Raw genomic sequence first — 16,455 nt, 5'->3', positions numbered from 1 at the left:
CAAAGTGCAGCGCAATCAGCGGAACAGGACGGCGGGGTTCAGATAACCGGTCGGGTCGAATGCCGCCTTCACCGTGCGCATGGCCGCGATATCGGCATCGCTGCGAGACATGTTGAGGTAGTCGCGTTTCCGGGTGCCGACACCGTGTTCGGAGCTGACGTTACCTCCGCAGTCGGCGATCAGTGTCATCATCGCGGTGTAGAGGGCTCGTTCGCTTTCGTCAGAAACGTTGCAGCGCACCAGGTTCAGGTGTAGGTTGCCCTCGCCGATGTGGCCGAAGAGTACCGGGATGGCATCGGGTGCATGCTCGGCGGTGACGGTCACGGCCCGCGCGGTGAACCCGGCAATGCTGGAAAGTGGCAGCGACACATCGAATTTAAGCGGCGGCCCGTACCAGCCGAGGATCTCGCCGATCGATTCGCGCACCTGCCACAGTCGTTGAGACGCGCTGATGTCCACGCCCACTGCGGGTTCGCCGACCAGCTGGGTGTCCTCGAGTGCGGAGGCCAGCAGTTCGGTCTGATCGGTGTCGCCGGCCAGCTCGATCAGCAGCTGCCAGGCACCGTCCACCGGTGCGGCGACTCCTAGATGTTCGGCGGTCAGCGCACTGCCGCGCGAGTCGATGAGTTCGAGTGCGGCGATGCCGTCCGTATCCCGGAATCGGCGGCCGGCATCGATCAATGCGTCCAGATCGTCGAAGCCGGCCACCGCGGTAACCCGTTGTGCCGGAGCCGGATACAGCCGAAGGTCAAGTCCGGTGATCACGCCGAGCGTGCCCTCCGCCCCGACGAACAACGAGGTCAGGTCGTAGCCGGTGTTGTCGCTGCGCACCTGACTGTGCCGACGTACCAGCGAGCCGTCGGGCAACGCCACATCGAGGCCCAGAATCTGTTCGCGCATGTTGCCGTACCGCACTGTGCGCAGCCCGCCGGCATTCGTCGATGCCATACCGCCGACAGTCGCCGAATCACGTGACGCGAGATCGACGCCGAACACCAGGCCCGCGGCGGCCGCGGCGTGCTGGACCGCGGCGCAGGTCGCGCCGGCCCCGGCCCGGACCCGGCGTTCCTCGGTGTCGACCACTGCGACCGCCGACAACCGTTCGGTGGACAGCAGGATGTCGTCATGCTCGGGGACGGCTCCGGCGACCAGCGATGTCCGCCCGCCCTGGACTGTGACGTAGGCGCCGGTGTCCCGGCACGCGCGCAGTGCCGCAGCGACTTCGGCGTCGTTGCCCGGACGGACCAGTGCCCGGGCGCGGCCGCGATAGCGGCCGGTGTGGTCGACGACCCGGCCGGCGAGTACGTCGGAGTTGGTTGTGACGTATGCCGCGCCGACGACAGCGGTGAGCCGTTCGATCAGGGGATCGATCATCGCTGCTGCCGGGCGATCTGAGTCCGCGCGTATTCGACCGCGGGCGGTGGTACGAGAGGGCTCGGGATGCCGACGCGGCCGGTCTTGGTGTGGAATGCCACCATTTCGGCGCCCGGCCGGACCGCGGTGACCGAGGCCCAGCCGAGCGTGACGGTGCCACCCGGGGTCGCCAGCATGAACCCGTAGTCGTTGAATCCGGACGCCCATTGCGCGCCGGGAAACATGTTGTGCCCCAACGTCCGATAGATGCGGTACCAGGTTGTGGCCGCGATGACGGCGAAGAACATCGGCAGCAAGACGACTGTGACGCCGATGGCCGTCGGCACGGATCCGGCGCCGGCCGCCGAGAACCCGATGGCAACCACGAGGATCAACCACAGCTGCCACCGGGTCAGGGCTCGCGTGGTCGAGAGCCACGTGAAGTGCCTGCGGTCAGACGGACCGGCCGTCCAGACGTGATGAACGGGCGGCGCCTGCGGGCCCGGCGGCGGCATGGTCATGCGGTCACCGACAGAAACGCGCCGAGCTCGATCATCCCGTCCGGGGTCGACGGGAGGTAGTCGGTCAACAACGCCGAGCGCACCACGTAGGCGGCGTACTTGGCGCGGCTGATCGCCACGTTGAGCCGGTTACGGTTGAGCAGGAAACCCATGCCGCGCGGGACCTCGGCGATGGACGACGCCGTCATCGACACGAACACCACGGGCGCCTGTCGCCCCTGGAACTTGTCGACGGTGCCCACCTGGACATCGCCGTACCCGGCCGCGTCCATCCGCTCGCGCAGCAGCACCACCTGCGCGTTGTACGGTGCCACGATCAGAACATCCTCGGGGCCAAGGGTTTTCGTGCCGTCCTCGTCGGACCACTGCCGGCCGACCAGGTCCTCGATGGCCGCGATGATCGCCTCGGCTTCCTGGGGGCTGTCGGTCGAATTGCCGTCGTGGTCGACGGTCATCAGGTGCACGCCGGGCTCGATCCCGGCCAATCGCCGTGCGCCGCTGACGCTTTCAGCGGACAGCAGCCGGTTGTCGTACGACAGCGCCGATACCGGCGCGCACACCGCCGGGTGCATCCGGTACGAGACGTCCAGGAAGTAGCCGCGTTCGGCAGGCAGCGTGTGCCGGCCCTCGACCAGCCAGCTCAGGGCCGACTCGTCCACCGGTTCCGGGTGGGTGCCCTGGCTGACCTGTGGCAGCTGCTGCGGATCACCGAGCAGCAGCAGATTGCTTGCTGCCGACGCGACGGCAATGGTGTTGGCCAGGCTGAACTGGCCGGCCTCTTCGATGACGAGCAGATCCAGACAGCCCCGGGGGACGCGCCCGTCGTTGGCGAAATCCCAAGCGGTGCCGCCGATCACGCAGCCGTTGCTGTCCGCGATGAAGCGTGCGTACTGGTTGTCCGGGACCTCGGTGAACGGTGCGTCATCCGGCGCCCGCTTCTTGCCGACCACTGCGCCGTCGATGCCGGCCTTGACCACACTGCAGAGCACGTTCTCCACGACGGCGTGCGACTGCGCCACCACACCGATGCGCCAGTGGTCGTGGTTGACCAGGTCGGCGATGACCTTCGAGGCGGTGAAGGTCTTTCCCGTGCCCGGCGGGCCGTGCACCGCGAGGTACGACGAATCCAGATCCCGCAGGGCGGCAACGATATCCCGCGCGGTGTCGCCGGTACGGGGGAGCGGTCCCTTGGAGCCGGTGCGTGGGGCGGAGCGCAAGAGGATGTCCAGCACCGCGTTGGGCGGCAGCGACGGCAACCCGGCGGCCACCGCGCCGGCGGCCGTCTCGATCGCGTTCCGCAGTGGTTTGGTGTTCGGTGGCGGGCCGGGCGTCAGGGCGAACGGCAGCTGGTCGAACTCGTCGCCGTCTTTGCCGGTGCGATGCATGATCAGCACCTCGGTGCCGTCCTCGTTGCAGTCCAGCACCTTGGCGGCGCCGGCGGCCCGGACGTCCGGATCGTCGGAAAGCCCTGTTGGAGAGGGTGGTTCATAGAGGGCGAAGACCTCGGCGCCGGGCGGGATGGAGCCGGCGGCGATCTCGCCCCGCAGCAGCACCTGACGCTGTGGCTTACGGGCCTTGGGTGGGGTGTTCCAGTCGACGGCGATGTGCGGGGTGGTCGTGGCCACGAAAACGTCTGCGCTGTCGGCCCATTCGTCGACCGGATTGTTGATCCGGTCGAAATGCTCCCACCAGAACGGCTTTTCCTCGCGCTGGTGGTACCCGCGGGCTGCCGCGATCATGGCCACGGCCTGCTGCTCGGCGGAACGCGCCGTGGTGCCGTCGCCCGCGTACTTGGACAGGGCGCGCTGCGTTGCGTCGTCGGCCGGCGCCGCAGTCTCTGGTTGTGCCGGGCCGCCGCTGACCGGTCCACGCGGCGCGATGCCCGCGGCCCACGCCACCCCGAGCAGCCACTCGCGCAGCCGCAGCGTGGAGCGGCAGTCGTAGTGGTTGTAGTCCTCGATCTCCTTGAGGACCGTCGCCGCTTCCTCGTGCTCCCCGGCGGCCTCCAGCTCGGTGTAGCGCGCGTACTGCGTGATCGAGTCGGTGGCTTTGGTGACCTCGCCGACGCGCAGCTCGCCGCCCATGTACAGCGGCTCCAGGTACTTGATGCTGTAGCTCTCGGTACCGACGCGAATGCTCTTGCGTACCAACGGCAGCAGGTCGACCAGCACGCCGCTGCGCAGCAGTTCGTCCACCTCGGCCTCGCCGACGCCGTAGCGCCCGGACAGTCGCAGCAGCGTGCTCTTCTCGTAGGCCGCGTAGTGGTAGATGTGCATGTTCGGGTACCGCTTGCGTTGCTTGCGCACGAACGCCAGGAAGTCGATGAGCGCCTGGCGTTCACTGGTCCGGTCATGTGCCCACAGCGGGTGGAACGCGCCGGTGGCGGTCAGGGTGCCCCACAGGTATTCCAGTCCCCAGTCCCGGCCGTTCTCGGTCCACAGCGGGTCGCCTTCGTAGTCGAAGAACAGGTCGCCGCGGTCGGGCTCGGGCAGGCCGGTCAGGGGCTGCGGGTCGATCACCTCGAACTGGGGCTTGCCCTCGATCGGGGGAGCGACCTGCAGGCGCGCCTGCCCCACGAGATTCGCCACGATGCGGGACGAGAGTCCGGGCACCGCACCGGTGTGTTCGGCCAGCTCGTGCATGGTGGTGATCCCGGCGTCGAGCAGCCGGGCGCGCTGGCTCACCCGCATGCCGGCCACCAGCAGGAGATCGTCGCGTTCTCGGACTTCGACCGCGCAGTCATCGCATTGGTGGCAGGCCCGCAGGTCCGGGGTCTCCCAGGACACCGGCGCCCCACCGGCCCGGTGTTCGTCGAGCAGCCGCTGCAGCGCGGCCCGTCGGGGCAGGTAGACAGGAAGCAGTTCGGCCACTGGATAACTGGCGACGGTGCCGTCCCCGAGCACCAGGTCGACTTCCGGCGCCACCGGCACCCCGGCCTGCTCCAGCGCGTCGGCGTAGGCCGCCAACTGCAGGAGTGCCTCGACTTTCACCGAGCGGGCGAGCTTGGTGTCCCGAAGCCGATAGCGCCCGTCCTCCAGGATCAGGAAGTCGGCGAAACCCAGGAAGCGGCCATCGAACATCGCGGCCTGATAGATCACCGGCGCCCGGCGGTCGACGGCTGCCCGGGTGGCCTCGGCCGCCGCGAGCAGCCCGGCGACCGTATACGGCCGCGGCCGGCCGATCATCGTGACGTTGTCCCCGGACGCCTCGCGGAGCTGCTCCAGATGCCGCTGCTCGTGGGCGTCGCCGAGTTCGGCTGTGCGCGCCAGCAGATCGTCGTCCACGACGGCCTTCGGTCCCCAGCCCAGCATCCCGTCGAACCGGCGCAGCAGCGCATACTCGCACCGCGCCGCCGCCGCGAGATCGGACGCGCTGTAGATGACCGGCGCGGTCTGATCGGTCGGACTCAGGAACACGTCGTCACCATATGGCAGCCCGGTGACAAAACGCCGGGGCTACGGTGGACTCGGTGAGCCGGATTTTCACCACCAGCGTCGCTTCGGTCTACCCCCACTACGTCAACAAGGTGGAGAAGAAGGGCCGCACCACCGCCGAGCTCGACGAGGTCATCTGCTGGCTGACGGGCTTCGATCAGGCGACCCTCGCCGAGCACCTGAAGGCCCAGACCTCCTTCGAGGATTTCTTCGCCGCGGCGACGCTGAACCCGAACGCCACCCTCATCACGGGGTTGGTGTGCGGCGTCCGCGTCGAGAACGTCGAGGACCCGCTGATGCAGAAAATCCGCTACCTGGACAAGCTGGTCGACGAGCTGGCCAAGGGCAAGGCCATGGAGAAGGTGCTCCGCGCGACCTAGCGCGTGTTGCCGATCAACTCGACGCCGTTGCCGTTCCAGTGGAATCGCACGACGCTCTTGAGCCCGGTCGCCGGGTTGGTGTAGCTCAGGGCGACGGTGTCGCCGGTGGACGCGGCCAGGTCGATGCCGTTGAACCCGTACGTGTCGGGCACCCCGGTCGGGATGAACTGGCCCAGGTGGAACATCACGGCACGGGTATTGGGCTGCTCGGCGTTGGTGTTGGCTTTCACAATCACCACCGACAGTGGCGCGCACTGGTTGTAGTTGCCGGCCAGTGGCTCCGGGCTCCAGCCCTGCTTGCTGCGGGGATCCGCCGGCAGCGTGGACACGGCCTTGGCGATATCAGGAGCGGTGAGACTGACGGCGCAGGGGTCCGCCGGTGCCGCGCTGGTCTTCGGACCTGCGACGACGGTCGGCGCGGCAGATTTCTTGGCTGCGGCCGGCGCGGTCGGATCGGGAGTCTTGGAGGCGGTCGAGTCGCCCGAGCCACATGCGGACAGGCTTGCCGCCGCGAGTACGGCCACCGCGATCGTCATCAGTTTCGGTTCGGCGCAGCGCACCCGGCCACCCTATAAGGAGTCCGGTCGGCCATGCTGGGCGTACCTGGCCCGATGACCCACTAGACTTCTCGCATAATGACGACGTCTTCGCCCGAGGCCGACCCGGATTCGGGCGGCCAGAACACCACCACTGAACCCGCTTCTGACACCTCCGCCGAAACCGGCGCCGAGGTCACCTTCGCCGACCTGAACATCCGTCCGGAGGTGCTGCGGGCGCTGACCGACGTCGGCTACGAGTCTCCCTCGCCCATCCAGGCCGCCACCATCCCGGCGATTCTGAACGGGTCCGACGTCGTCGGCCTCGCCCAGACCGGTACCGGCAAGACCGCAGCCTTCGCGGTTCCGGTGCTGTCCAAGATCGACCCCACCAGCCGCAACACCCAGTGCCTGGTGCTGGCGCCGACGCGCGAGCTGGCGCTGCAGGTGGCCGAGGCGTTCGGCAAGTACGGCGCGCACCTGAACATCAACGTGCTGCCGATCTACGGCGGCTCGTCGTACACGCCGCAGTTGGCCGGTCTCAAGCGCGGTGCGCAGGTCGTGGTCGGAACCCCGGGCCGCGTGATCGACCACCTGTCGAAGGGCAGTCTGGACCTCTCGCACCTCGATTACCTGGTGCTCGACGAGGCCGACGAGATGCTGCAGATGGGCTTCGCCGAGGATGTCGAGCGCATCCTGGCCGACACCCCGGAGTACAAGCAGGTCGCCCTCTTCTCGGCGACCATGCCGCCGGCCATCAAGAAGATCACCGCCCGGTATCTGCACGACCCGGTCGAAGTGACCATCAAGGCCAAGGCGCAGACCGCTGAGAACATCACGCAGCGATACATCCAGGTGGCCGGCGCCCGCAAGATGGACGCCATCACCCGGCTGCTCGAGGTTGAGCCGTTCGAGGCGATGATCGTCTTCGTCCGCACCAAGCAGGCCACCGAGGAAGTTGCCGAAAAGCTCAGGGCGCGTGGCTTTTCCGCCGCTGCGATCAACGGCGACATTGCGCAGGCGGTCCGTGAGCGCACCATCAACGGGCTCAAGGACGGCTCCATCGACATCCTGATCGCGACCGACGTGGCGGCCCGTGGCCTTGACGTCGAACGCATCTCCCATGTTCTGAACTACGACATCCCGCACGACCCCGAGTCGTACGTGCACCGCATCGGGCGCACCGGCCGCGCGGGGCGTTCGGGCACCGCGCTGCTGTTCGTCACGCCGCGCGAACGGCACCTGCTCAACTCGATCGAGCGCGTCACGCGCAAGAAACTCATCGAGTCCCAACTGCCTTCGGTCGACGACGTCAACGCCCAGCGCGTGTCGAAGTTCCGTGACTCGCTCACCGACTCGCTCAACGCGCCGGGCATCGAGCTGTTCCGCCGGTTGATCGAGGACTACGAGCGCGACAACAACGTGCCGCTCGCCGATATCGCGGCGGCGCTGGCCGTGCGGACCCAGGGTGGCGAAGAGTTCCTGATGAAGGAGCCGCCGCCGGAGAAGCGCCGTGAACGTCCCGACCGGGATCGTGACGACCGCGGGGACCGCGGCGACCGGGAACGCAAGCCCCGGTCGACGCGCGACGACCTGGCCACCTACCGCATCGCGGTGGGCAAGCGGCACAAGGTGATGCCGGGTGCCATCGTCGGCGCCATCGCCAACGAGGGCGGGCTCAATCGCAGCGACTTCGGGCACATCAGCATCCGCGTGGACCACTCGTTGGTCGAGCTGCCCGCCAAGTTGAGCAAGGACACGCTCAAAAAGCTGGAGAGCACCCGCATTTCGGGCCAGTTGATTCACCTGGAGCTGGACAAGGGCGGGCATTCCGGCGGTTACCAGGATCGTGGCGCACGTTCGGACCGAGGGTCGGACCGGGGTTCGTACTCCGACCGCGGCGGCCGCCAGGATCATGGATCACGTCAGGGTCGAGGCCGCGACGATGAACGGCGCGACAGCCGCCACGAAGGTCGAGGCGAGGGCAAGCGTAAGTACAAGTGACCCGGGTTGCTTCACTCACCGGGGTCCGTGCTGTCGCCGCTCTGCTGGTGGTGTTGACCCACGCGGCCTACACCACGGGTAAGTACACGCAAGACTACGTCGGGTTGATGTACTCGCGTGCCGAGATCGGCGTGCCGATCTTCTTCGTGCTGTCGGGCTTCCTGCTGTTCACCCCGTGGGTGAAGGCGCTGGCTCGTACTGATGCCGAAAAGCCCTACGAGGCACCGTCATTGCAGCGTTACGCCTGGCACCGGGTACGGCGGATCATGCCCGCCTACGTGGTCACGGTGTTGGCGGCCTACGCGTTGTATCACTTCCGGACGGCCGGCCCGAATCCCGGCCACACCTGGCTGGGGCTGCTCCGCAACCTCACGCTCACTCAGATCTACACCGACAACTACCTGTTCTCCTGGCTGCATCAGGGCCTCACCCAGATGTGGAGCCTGGCGGTGGAAGCTGCTTTCTACGTTGCCCTTCCGTTGTTGGCCTACCTGCTGATGGTGGTGCTGTGCCGGCGGCAGTGGCGGCCCGGGGTGTTGCTCGGCGCACTCGGGATTCTGGCCGCATCGAGCTTCGGGTGGCTGACCTTGGTGCACACGACGCATTTCCTGCCCGACGGCGCCCGGCTGTGGTTGCCCACCTACCTGATCTGGTTCGTCGGCGGCATGCTGCTATCCGTGCTGTCTGTGATGGGTGTGCGTGCCTACGGATTCCTGTGCATCCCAATGGCATTGGTCTGTTACCTCATCGCGTCGACACCCATCGCCGGCGCTCCGACCACGTCACCGGCGACGCTGCTGGAAAGCCTGTGGAAGTCGGTGCTCTACGCGGCCATCGCCACGTTGGTCGTCGCGCCGCTGGGCTTGGGGAACCGCGGTTGGTACGCGTGGCTGCTCGGAAGCCGGCTGATGGTCTTCCTCGGTGAGATTTCCTACGAGATCTTCCTGGTGCACCTGGTCGTCATGGAACTGGTCATGGTCGAGGTGATGCACCAGCACATCTGGACCGGGTCGACGTTCGCGCTGTTCACGCTGACGACGCTGTTCACCATTCCGGTGGCGTGGCTACTGCACCGGTTCACCCGGGTCCGGAACTAGCAGTCGCAGCAGTCCCCGCAGCAGCAGTCGCAATCCCCACAGTCACAGCAGCAGTCGCACACCCAACAGTTGTCGAACCAGCCGCTCTTGCGCTTGGTTTTCTTCTCCTGGTCCTCGGGATCTTCGGGTTCGGCGGGATCTTCGGATTCGGCGCCGCCGTCGATCGGCAGTTCGCCGAATGGCGCCGCAGAAGGGCCGGGACCGGGCGGCACATCCGCCGCTTCGAACCCCGCACGGCTGAAGGTCCGGGTCACGGCCCGCCGTAATTCGCGCGTCAGCAGCTGATGCACCAACCGCCCATCGGTGAATTCCACGTCGGCCAAGGCGAGTTCGATGCCGAGCACCGCGTCGTCGCACGCCCTACGGACATCGCCGATCGGTGTTGCGGTGGCGGCCACGGGATTCCATTTCCCGAGCGTCCGGTCGGCGTGCAGGTCCTCGACCGCATCGAGCAGATGCGCGGTCCGCCCGAACAACCGACCGATCTCACGCAGTGGCTCCACGTTCGCCGGCTGCCCGGCCAATACCGCGGTGTGCGCGAATGCCGCCGCGACCGAGGTTTCCGTGGGTTCGGTGACCGCGAGCAACGAACTGCCTGCCGCCGCAGCGGCTTCCAGCACCGGTTGCCGATCGATGGCGTCCATCAGCACGGTGGTGTCGAAGCCGAGGGCAGTGCCGACGCCCGTGCCTTGCCGGACCCACCGGTCGGCGATCCGTCGGGCCGCGGGCCGCACGCCCGTGGCGGCGAACACCCCGTCTCCGTCATCGACATGGTCGCGCACCCGCGCCGCCGCAAGCACCAGTGAGACCACGGCCGCCAGCCGGACCGATTCACCTATCGCGACGTCGGCCTTGCGCATGCCCCGCAGCGGGCAGCGGCCGGCCTCCCGGCGTCCGGGCGCGGAGATGGACTGTGCCTCCACCAACGCCGACACCACGAGCCCGTCGTAGTTGGTGGCGACCCGGCCGCCCTGACCGTAGTCATCGCGGAGGGCGAGGCACAGGCCGCACAACTGGGCGGTCCAGACGGCGGCGAGTTCCTTACCGAGTCGATGCCGGCAGGGCCGGAGGATGCCGAACACGGGTTGAAGATAGCCGCGGCCAGCGCAAACCGCAGAGGAACCACTCGGGAATTAGATTAGGTTATGCTGCCCTAATGACTGAGTCGAAACCGTCGCGTGGAATTCAGGGGGCACTGGTCAAACTGTGGCGGGGCGGCGACTACGAGCTGACCGTCACCGGCCGCACCCAGATCACCGCGAACTATCTGCGGCTGCACTTCACCACCGGGAACCTGTTGGCCGAACGGCCGGTGCACCCGACCATGTGGGTCCGCGGTTGGTTCCCCGACGGTGACAGGGCGCACCAGCGCGGCTACACGCTGGTCAACCCCGATCCGGCCAACGGCACCACCGACATCGACTTCGCCCTCCATGACGGTCTGGCCACCCGCTGGGCCCAGGAGGCCAAGCCCGGCGACACCCTCGAGGTGACGCTGCTCGGCAGCAGCTTCGAGCTGCCCGAGCCTGCGCCGGCCGGCTACCTCCTGGTCGGCGACACCGCATCGCTGCCGGCCATCAACTCGCTGCTGCAGGCCATCGGCGAGGCGCCCGTTCAGGTGTATCTGGAGGCCGGACACGACGACGACCGCGACCTTCAGGTGGGTACCGGCGCTCAGGGGCTGACCGTGACCTGGGTCGATCGCAAGAACGACGGCGAGGCGCTGGTCGAGACCGTGCGGGCCTCGGCGTTCGACGCCTCGGACCACTTCGGTTGGGTGGCATGCGATAACCGGACCACCCGGTCGGTGGTCAAGGTGTTGCGCGAGGACTATCAGATTCCGAAGAAGTCCATCAAGGCGCGGGCCTACTGGGAAGCTTGATCACGCCGGGGCGCGCGAAGCCGCGGGACTACCGGGGAACCAGTTGGGCCACAACGAATTCGTCGAGCATCGCGCGCTCGTCGTCTTCGTCGGCGCCGGGGAACATCAACAGCGACACCATCATCCGGACCAGCCAGTTGGCCCGGCGGTGCGCGGCCTCGGTCTCGAGATCCGGCCACAAATCTGACAGGAACGCCGCGACCATGCCGGTGATGACGTCCGACTGCGCGGCCACCTCACCGCCGATGGGCCGCTGGGTGGCGACGAACCACGATGACAGTGCGGGACTTTCCCGCACACTGCGCAGTGCGATCGCCACCCCGTCGAGCAGTCGGGTGCGCGGGTCGCTGATGTCTGCGATCTGCTCGCCGACATGGGCGAACACCCGAAACGCCTCACGGTGCACGTAGGCCAGGTGCAGCACGTCCCGGTTCTCGTAGTACCGGTACAGCGTGGCACGGGAACAGCCTGCCGCCCTGGCGATTTCGAGCATCCCGACGGTCGCGGCATCCTGCTCGGCGAACAGGCGGTCGGCGGCGTCCAGGATGGCCTCCGCTGCGACCTCGGTACGTCGGCCGGCCAGCCAGTCAGTTGCCATCAGCAAATGGTAAACGGCACCGAGAGTGGACGGCGCACATAGCTGCCCCCGGCCCACTCGATGCTGTCCTCGTCGACGGTGAATTCCGGTATCCGCGAGAGCAGTTCGGTCAATGCGACGCGGGACTGCATCCGCGCGGCCGCCGCGCCCAGACAGTGGTGTGCCCCGTGACTGAACGTCAGGATGTTGCGCGGTGCGCGCGTCACATCCAATTCGCCTGCGCCCGGGCCGTATTGGCGTTCGTCGCGGTTACCCGAGCCGTAGAGCAACAACGCCTTGCGTCCGGCCGGGATGGTGGTGTCGCCGATGGTCACGTCGCGGGTAGCGGTGCGCGCCAGGCCCTGGACCGGCGAGGTGAGCCGGAGTAGTTCGTCGACGGATTCGGCGATGAGGTCGGGGTTTTCGACGAGCAGGCGGCGCTGGTCGGGTTGCCGGTGCAGGAGCTGCACCGCGCCGCCCAGCATCCCGGTGGTGGTGTCGTTGCCGCCGGTGACCATCGTGAAGGTGAACGCAAGGATCGACAGCACGCCGCTGATGTCTCCATCGGCGCCGATGCCCGCGGCAACCAGGTGTGACACGGTGTCATCTTCGGGCTCCTTGCGGCGGCGCTCGATCAGCGCGGTGAAGTACCCCATCATGTCGCCGAGCGCGCTGCCCAGCGTCTCGAGTGCGCCACCGAGGCCACCCTCGGCGGTGTTGGCCGCGACGATGGCCTCGGTCCAGCCGTCGAATTGGTCGCGGTCGGCCTCGGGCACGCCCAGGTAATGCGCGACGACCATCGACGGCAGCGGCTTGAACAGCTCGGCCACGATGTCTCCGCCACCGGCGGCCTTGAGCTTCTCGAGCCGTTGCACGACGAATTCGCGGACCTTGGGCTCGACGGCCTCGACCTGGCGCGGGGTGAAGCCGCGCGACACCAGCTTGCGGAATTCGGTGTGCACGGGCGGGTCCGTCATCACCATCGGCGGGTTGTCCTGTAGGCCAATAAGTTCCAGCTCGCCGTAGTTGACGGTCAGCCCCTGCGCCGAGGAGAACGTCTCGTGGTCGCGCGCGGCGGTCCAGATGTCGGCGTGCCGGGACAGTACGTAGTAGTCGGCGGCGGGATTGCCGGCGGGCACCACGTGATGCACCGGATCGTGGTCGCGCAGCGACCGGTACATCGGCCAGGGGTCGACCCACCCGGCCGAATCGGCCAGCTGGAACGCCACGGGGGAGCCGGATGTCTCGTGAGACAAAAGCGCCGTCATGTCTTATGTGTACGGCGGTTGAGCGGACGTGTCAATGCCCGAATTAGATGCCCGCGCCCGGATTCAGGATGTTGTCGGGGTCCAGCGCGGCCTTGATCCGGCGGTTCAGTTCCATCACCTCGGGACCGAGTTGGCCGGCCAGCCAGGGCCGCTTGAGCCGGCCGACGCCGTGCTCGCCGGTGATGGTGCCGCCGAGTGACACGGCGAGGTCCATGATCTCGCCGAACGCGATGTTGGCGCGGCGCGTGTTCTCGGCGTCGTTCGGGTCATGGACGATCAGTGGGTGGGTGTTGCCGTCCCCGGCGTGTGCGATCACCGAGATCAGTAGGTCGTGCTTACGGGCGATCTCGGCGACGCCGTCGACCAGGTCCGCCAGCGCGGGCAACGGTACGCCGACGTCCTCCAGGAGCAGTGGTCCCTTGGCTTCCACGGCCGGGATGGCGAACCGCCGCGCGGCCACGAAGGCCTCGCCCTCGTCGGGATCGTCGGTCGAAAACACTTCTGTCGCACCGGCTTCGGTGAACACGCGGGCCATGTATTCGGTGTCCTCGACGCCCGCGGCGCCGCGATCGTCGGACGCCGCTACCAGCATCGCCTTGGCGCTGCGATCCAGTCCCATCTTGAGTTTGTCCTCGACCGCGTTGATCGCGACGTCGTCCATGAACTCGAGCATCGACGGGCGAATCCGGCCGGTAATGGTCACGACGGCATCGGCTGCGGCGCGCACCGAGTCGAAACTGGCGACCACGGTGCACCCGCGATGCTGTGGTGGCAGCAGGCGCAGTGTCGCCTCGGTGACGACGCCGAGCGTACCTTCGCTGCCGACGAACAGTTTGGTGAGGCTCAGTCCCGCAACGTCTTTCAGTCGCGGGCCGCCGAGCCGTACCGCGGTGCCGTCGGCCAGAACCACCTGCAGGCCGAGGATGTAGTCGGTGGTGACGCCGTATTTCACGCAGCACAAGCCACCGGCGTTGGTGGCGACATTGCCGCCGATGCTGCAGATTTCGAACGACGACGGGTCGGGCGGGTACCAGAGCCCATGGGCCGCAACGGCTTTCTTCACCTCGGCGTTGAGCAGGCCCGGCTGCACCACGGCGGTACGGGTCGCCGTATCGACGATGATGTCGCGCATCCGTTCGGTGGTGAGCACGATGCCGCCGTCGACGGCCGTCGCGCCACCGGACAGGCTGGTGCCGGCGCCGCGTGGTACCACCGGAATCTTGTGTGCACTGGCCCACCGCAGGATCGTCTGCACTTCCTCGGTGCTCCGCGGCCGCACCACGGCGATGGGCGTGCCGGCGTCCGGATCCAGCGCGCGGTCCTGGCGGTAGGACGCGACGATGTCCGGATCGGTGACGACGGCGTCGGTGGGTAGGTCGGCGATGAGACTCGGCAGCGCGGTGTGCACTCGGCAAGTCTAGGAGCAGCGCGCCGACCGGTTACGGCCCGCGCCATGTGCCATGCGTATTAATCCCGTGTAACGACCGTGTTACGGGTACGCTCGACAGCGTGTACAGCAAGGCCATGTTGGCCGAGATGGAGGCGCTGCGTGGCAGCCCTCGCGGGGCGCATGTGTCAGCGACCGCGATCGAACTCCATGTCCGTGCCGTGAGCCGCAGCGTGCGTACCCGTCGCCCGGCTTTCGTGGCCGATGCGGTCCTCGATGCCATTGCCCCCGGTTCGGTGACAACGGTTGTGGCACTGGAGCTTTGGCTGGCCGGACTCTGGCATCGGGTGCCCGGGGGCTATCTGATCGATGATCGGGAACTGATCGCCCATCTGTCCGCCGGTCCGGTGCGGCGCTGGGCGCGCCGGGTGTGGCTGAACCTCCACAGTGAGTCCGTCATCCCGTTCTGATCGCACCGGCGGGCGGCCGGACTGCGCGCAGCGAAGCAAACAACAGGTCGTTCAGCATGTCGATGAGGTGCTCGCGGTCGACCAATATCGCTCCGAGGAGGACGGCGGTGAGCGTCTCGCCGACCCCGCCGATGACGAATTGTGCGGTCAGCTGCAGGTCGAGTGGTCGCGGATCGGTACCGGAACCGCTCAGCCCGGCGACGATGCCGGCGAACCGCTGAGCTTCCGCGAGGCGGCGTGGACCGAGTGCCGGTGAGGAGCCGGATTCGATCAAGATGACGCGGCCCTTGCGTTGATCCGTGAGCACGATGTCGGTGAGCACCGCCAGTGCTGCCCGGGAGCGGGCCCGTGGACCGCCGTCGGTATCGGCGATCGCGGCGAGTCCGCGTTCTTCCAGTTCGGTCATGATGTCGTCGAACACCGCGATGTGCAGGTCCTCGATGCTCGGAAACGATTCGGCGAAGTAGCGCGCGGCCAGTCCGGCTCGCTCGGCGACGCCGCGCAGGGTCGTCGCGGGGATGCCTTTGGTGCCCATCAGGTCCAGGCCGGCCGCCACGAAGCGGCGCCGCCGCTCGGCGATGCGGTCTGCGCCGCTCAAGCCGCCGTACTGCCGTGACCCACTCACGAAACCAATCTTGACACACGTGTTGACAGATGGTTGCCTCATGACATCTATCAACGCTTGATGACAGATTGGATTCATCCATGACCAGCACGGCAGTACCTGTTGAGGTCGCGGTCGAGCCATGGCATCCGGGCCAACCCCATGCCGAGCTGGCTGCTGATGTCCGGTGGTGGTTGGGCTCGCCGCTCAGCCTCGGGCTGTTCGGTCGCTTGGCGCTCGATCAGGTGGCGTACCGCCCGATCGCGGCCGCGGTCGACTGGTCGGGGCGGTTCCAGCAGAACTTCACCGATCGCGGCATCCGGTCGCTGGCGTACGGAATGTTGATGCTGTTCGGCGACGAGGTGGACCGCCGCTTCGATACCGAGGAGCTCAAGCGGCTACATGCGGGCGTGCGGGGGACCGGCAACGGCGAGTTCGCGGATACCAGATTCAGCGCGCTCGACCCCGAACTGTGGAACTGGATCGCCATCAGTTCGCTGAACCTGTTCTACCGGGGCTATGTCGCCATCCGTGGTGAGGATCTCGACGCTGAGCAACGCGAGGTCGTCTACCAGACCCTGCGGTGGATGACGAGCTATTTGGAGCTGCCCAGCTCGCGGGCCAAGCTGCCGGAAACGCTTGCCGACATGCTGGCGTACTACGACCGGGTCGCCGAGGAGTGCTTGGCGGACAACGCATTCCTGCAATACGCCGACGACAGCTTCGACGCCCTTCCGGTGCCCGCGCTGCTCCCGACGCGGTTGCGAAGGCTCGTTTTGCCGTTCTGGGGCGCGTTGACGCCGATCGCACTGCGCGCGCCCAAGGTGTTGGGGCAGCGTCATGCCCACCCGAAGATGCGGGAACTGTGGTTGTTGCGTTTTGATTGAGCGTGTCTGGGTGTTTTGACCTGGCGTTTCGGCAGAATGTGTTGGTGGCCAAGAG

At 67.4% G+C, this 16,455-nt stretch carries 15 protein-coding genes; 6 read left to right on the top strand and 9 right to left on the bottom strand.

Translation table 11 applies throughout. The features are described from left to right. Positions 1–15 precede the first annotated feature (15 nt). Genes AC3WTE_RS21480 through AC3WTE_RS21470 form a run of 3 tightly spaced genes read right to left on the bottom strand, consistent with a single transcriptional unit; the run spans position 16 to position 5,290 of the window. Positions 16–1,374, bottom strand: coding sequence for an FAD-binding oxidoreductase (locus AC3WTE_RS21480; protein ID WP_492440742.1), 1,359 nt, complete (start codon positions 1,372–1,374; stop codon positions 16–18). After that, a complete protein-coding gene (locus tag AC3WTE_RS21475; RefSeq protein WP_492440740.1) occupies positions 1,371–1,874 on the bottom strand; it encodes a hypothetical protein in 504 nt (167 codons plus the stop codon). The genes AC3WTE_RS21480 and AC3WTE_RS21475 overlap by 4 nt, the downstream gene beginning before the upstream one ends. Next, positions 1,871–5,290: a TM0106 family RecB-like putative nuclease gene (locus AC3WTE_RS21470; protein WP_492440739.1), complete on the bottom strand. Its 3,420-nt coding sequence runs from the start codon at positions 5,288–5,290 to the stop codon at positions 1,871–1,873. Before AC3WTE_RS21470 ends, AC3WTE_RS21475 begins: the two co-directional genes overlap by 4 nt. 53 nt (positions 5,291–5,343) lie before the next feature. On the opposite strand from AC3WTE_RS21470, the gene AC3WTE_RS21465 reads away from it, so the two are divergent. After that, a complete protein-coding gene (locus AC3WTE_RS21465; protein WP_492440737.1) occupies positions 5,344–5,688 on the top strand; it encodes a DUF2200 domain-containing protein in 345 nt (114 codons plus the stop codon). Here AC3WTE_RS21465 and AC3WTE_RS21460 read toward each other — a convergent pair. Continuing rightward, positions 5,685–6,224, bottom strand: a complete 540-nt coding sequence (locus AC3WTE_RS21460; protein WP_492440951.1) for an LppP/LprE family lipoprotein — start codon at positions 6,222–6,224, stop codon at positions 5,685–5,687. The genes AC3WTE_RS21465 and AC3WTE_RS21460 overlap by 4 nt on opposite strands. A gap of 99 nt (positions 6,225–6,323) precedes the next feature. On the opposite strand from AC3WTE_RS21460, the gene AC3WTE_RS21455 reads away from it, so the two are divergent. Together AC3WTE_RS21455 and AC3WTE_RS21450 are read left to right on the top strand one after the other, a co-directional pair. Continuing rightward, positions 6,324–8,228, top strand: coding sequence for a DEAD/DEAH box helicase (locus AC3WTE_RS21455; protein WP_492440735.1), 1,905 nt, complete (start codon positions 6,324–6,326; stop codon positions 8,226–8,228). Then, on the top strand, positions 8,225–9,325 hold the full coding sequence (locus AC3WTE_RS21450; RefSeq protein ID WP_492440733.1) for an acyltransferase family protein: 1,101 nt from the start codon (positions 8,225–8,227) through the stop codon (positions 9,323–9,325). Before AC3WTE_RS21455 ends, AC3WTE_RS21450 begins: the two co-directional genes overlap by 4 nt. Here the strand turns inward: AC3WTE_RS21450 and AC3WTE_RS21445 are convergent. Continuing rightward, positions 9,322–10,407, bottom strand: a complete 1,086-nt coding sequence (locus AC3WTE_RS21445) for a DUF5685 family protein (protein WP_492440732.1) — start codon at positions 10,405–10,407, stop codon at positions 9,322–9,324. The genes AC3WTE_RS21450 and AC3WTE_RS21445 overlap by 4 nt on opposite strands. Positions 10,408–10,481: 74 nt before the next feature. On the opposite strand from AC3WTE_RS21445, the gene AC3WTE_RS21440 reads away from it, so the two are divergent. Continuing rightward, the gene (locus tag AC3WTE_RS21440; RefSeq protein ID WP_492440731.1) at positions 10,482–11,207 is read left to right on the top strand and encodes a siderophore-interacting protein; all 726 of its coding nucleotides are present in this window, start codon (positions 10,482–10,484) and stop codon (positions 11,205–11,207) included. A 28-nt stretch (positions 11,208–11,235) separates the two neighbouring features. Here the strand turns inward: AC3WTE_RS21440 and AC3WTE_RS21435 are convergent, their stop codons facing one another. From AC3WTE_RS21435 to AC3WTE_RS21425, 3 genes are read right to left on the bottom strand one after another with little or no spacing between them, the layout of a single operon-like run. Then, positions 11,236–11,805: a TetR/AcrR family transcriptional regulator gene (locus tag AC3WTE_RS21435; RefSeq protein ID WP_492440729.1), complete on the bottom strand. Its 570-nt coding sequence runs from the start codon at positions 11,803–11,805 to the stop codon at positions 11,236–11,238. Continuing rightward, positions 11,805–13,052, bottom strand: a complete 1,248-nt coding sequence (locus AC3WTE_RS21430) for a cytochrome P450 (protein ID WP_492440728.1) — start codon at positions 13,050–13,052, stop codon at positions 11,805–11,807. Before AC3WTE_RS21430 ends, AC3WTE_RS21435 begins: the two co-directional genes overlap by 1 nt. 43 nt (positions 13,053–13,095) lie before the next feature. Continuing rightward, positions 13,096–14,460: an FAD-binding oxidoreductase gene (locus tag AC3WTE_RS21425; protein ID WP_492440727.1), complete on the bottom strand. Its 1,365-nt coding sequence runs from the start codon at positions 14,458–14,460 to the stop codon at positions 13,096–13,098. 101 nt (positions 14,461–14,561) lie between these two features. Here AC3WTE_RS21425 and AC3WTE_RS21420 point away from each other — a divergent pair, with 101 nt between their 5' ends. Next, positions 14,562–14,909 (top strand): hypothetical protein, encoded by a 348-nt coding sequence (locus tag AC3WTE_RS21420; RefSeq protein WP_492440726.1) that lies wholly within the window; start codon positions 14,562–14,564, stop codon positions 14,907–14,909. On the opposite strand, the gene AC3WTE_RS21415 is transcribed toward AC3WTE_RS21420, so the two are convergent. Then, on the bottom strand, positions 14,896–15,534 hold the full coding sequence (locus tag AC3WTE_RS21415; RefSeq protein ID WP_492440725.1) for a TetR/AcrR family transcriptional regulator: 639 nt from the start codon (positions 15,532–15,534) through the stop codon (positions 14,896–14,898). The two genes, AC3WTE_RS21420 and AC3WTE_RS21415, sit on opposite strands and share 14 nt — an antisense overlap. 80 nt (positions 15,535–15,614) lie before the next feature. On the opposite strand from AC3WTE_RS21415, the gene AC3WTE_RS21410 reads away from it, so the two are divergent. Continuing rightward, the gene (locus AC3WTE_RS21410; protein WP_492440724.1) at positions 15,615–16,400 is read left to right on the top strand and encodes an oxygenase MpaB family protein; all 786 of its coding nucleotides are present in this window, start codon (positions 15,615–15,617) and stop codon (positions 16,398–16,400) included. Positions 16,401–16,455 lie beyond the last annotated feature (55 nt).

It is taken from the genome of Mycobacterium sp. FW102-FHT13B02, assembly GCF_058790275.1.
The sequence above is the reverse complement of the archived record's forward strand: the minus strand, read 5'-3'. Positions and strand labels throughout refer to the sequence as shown.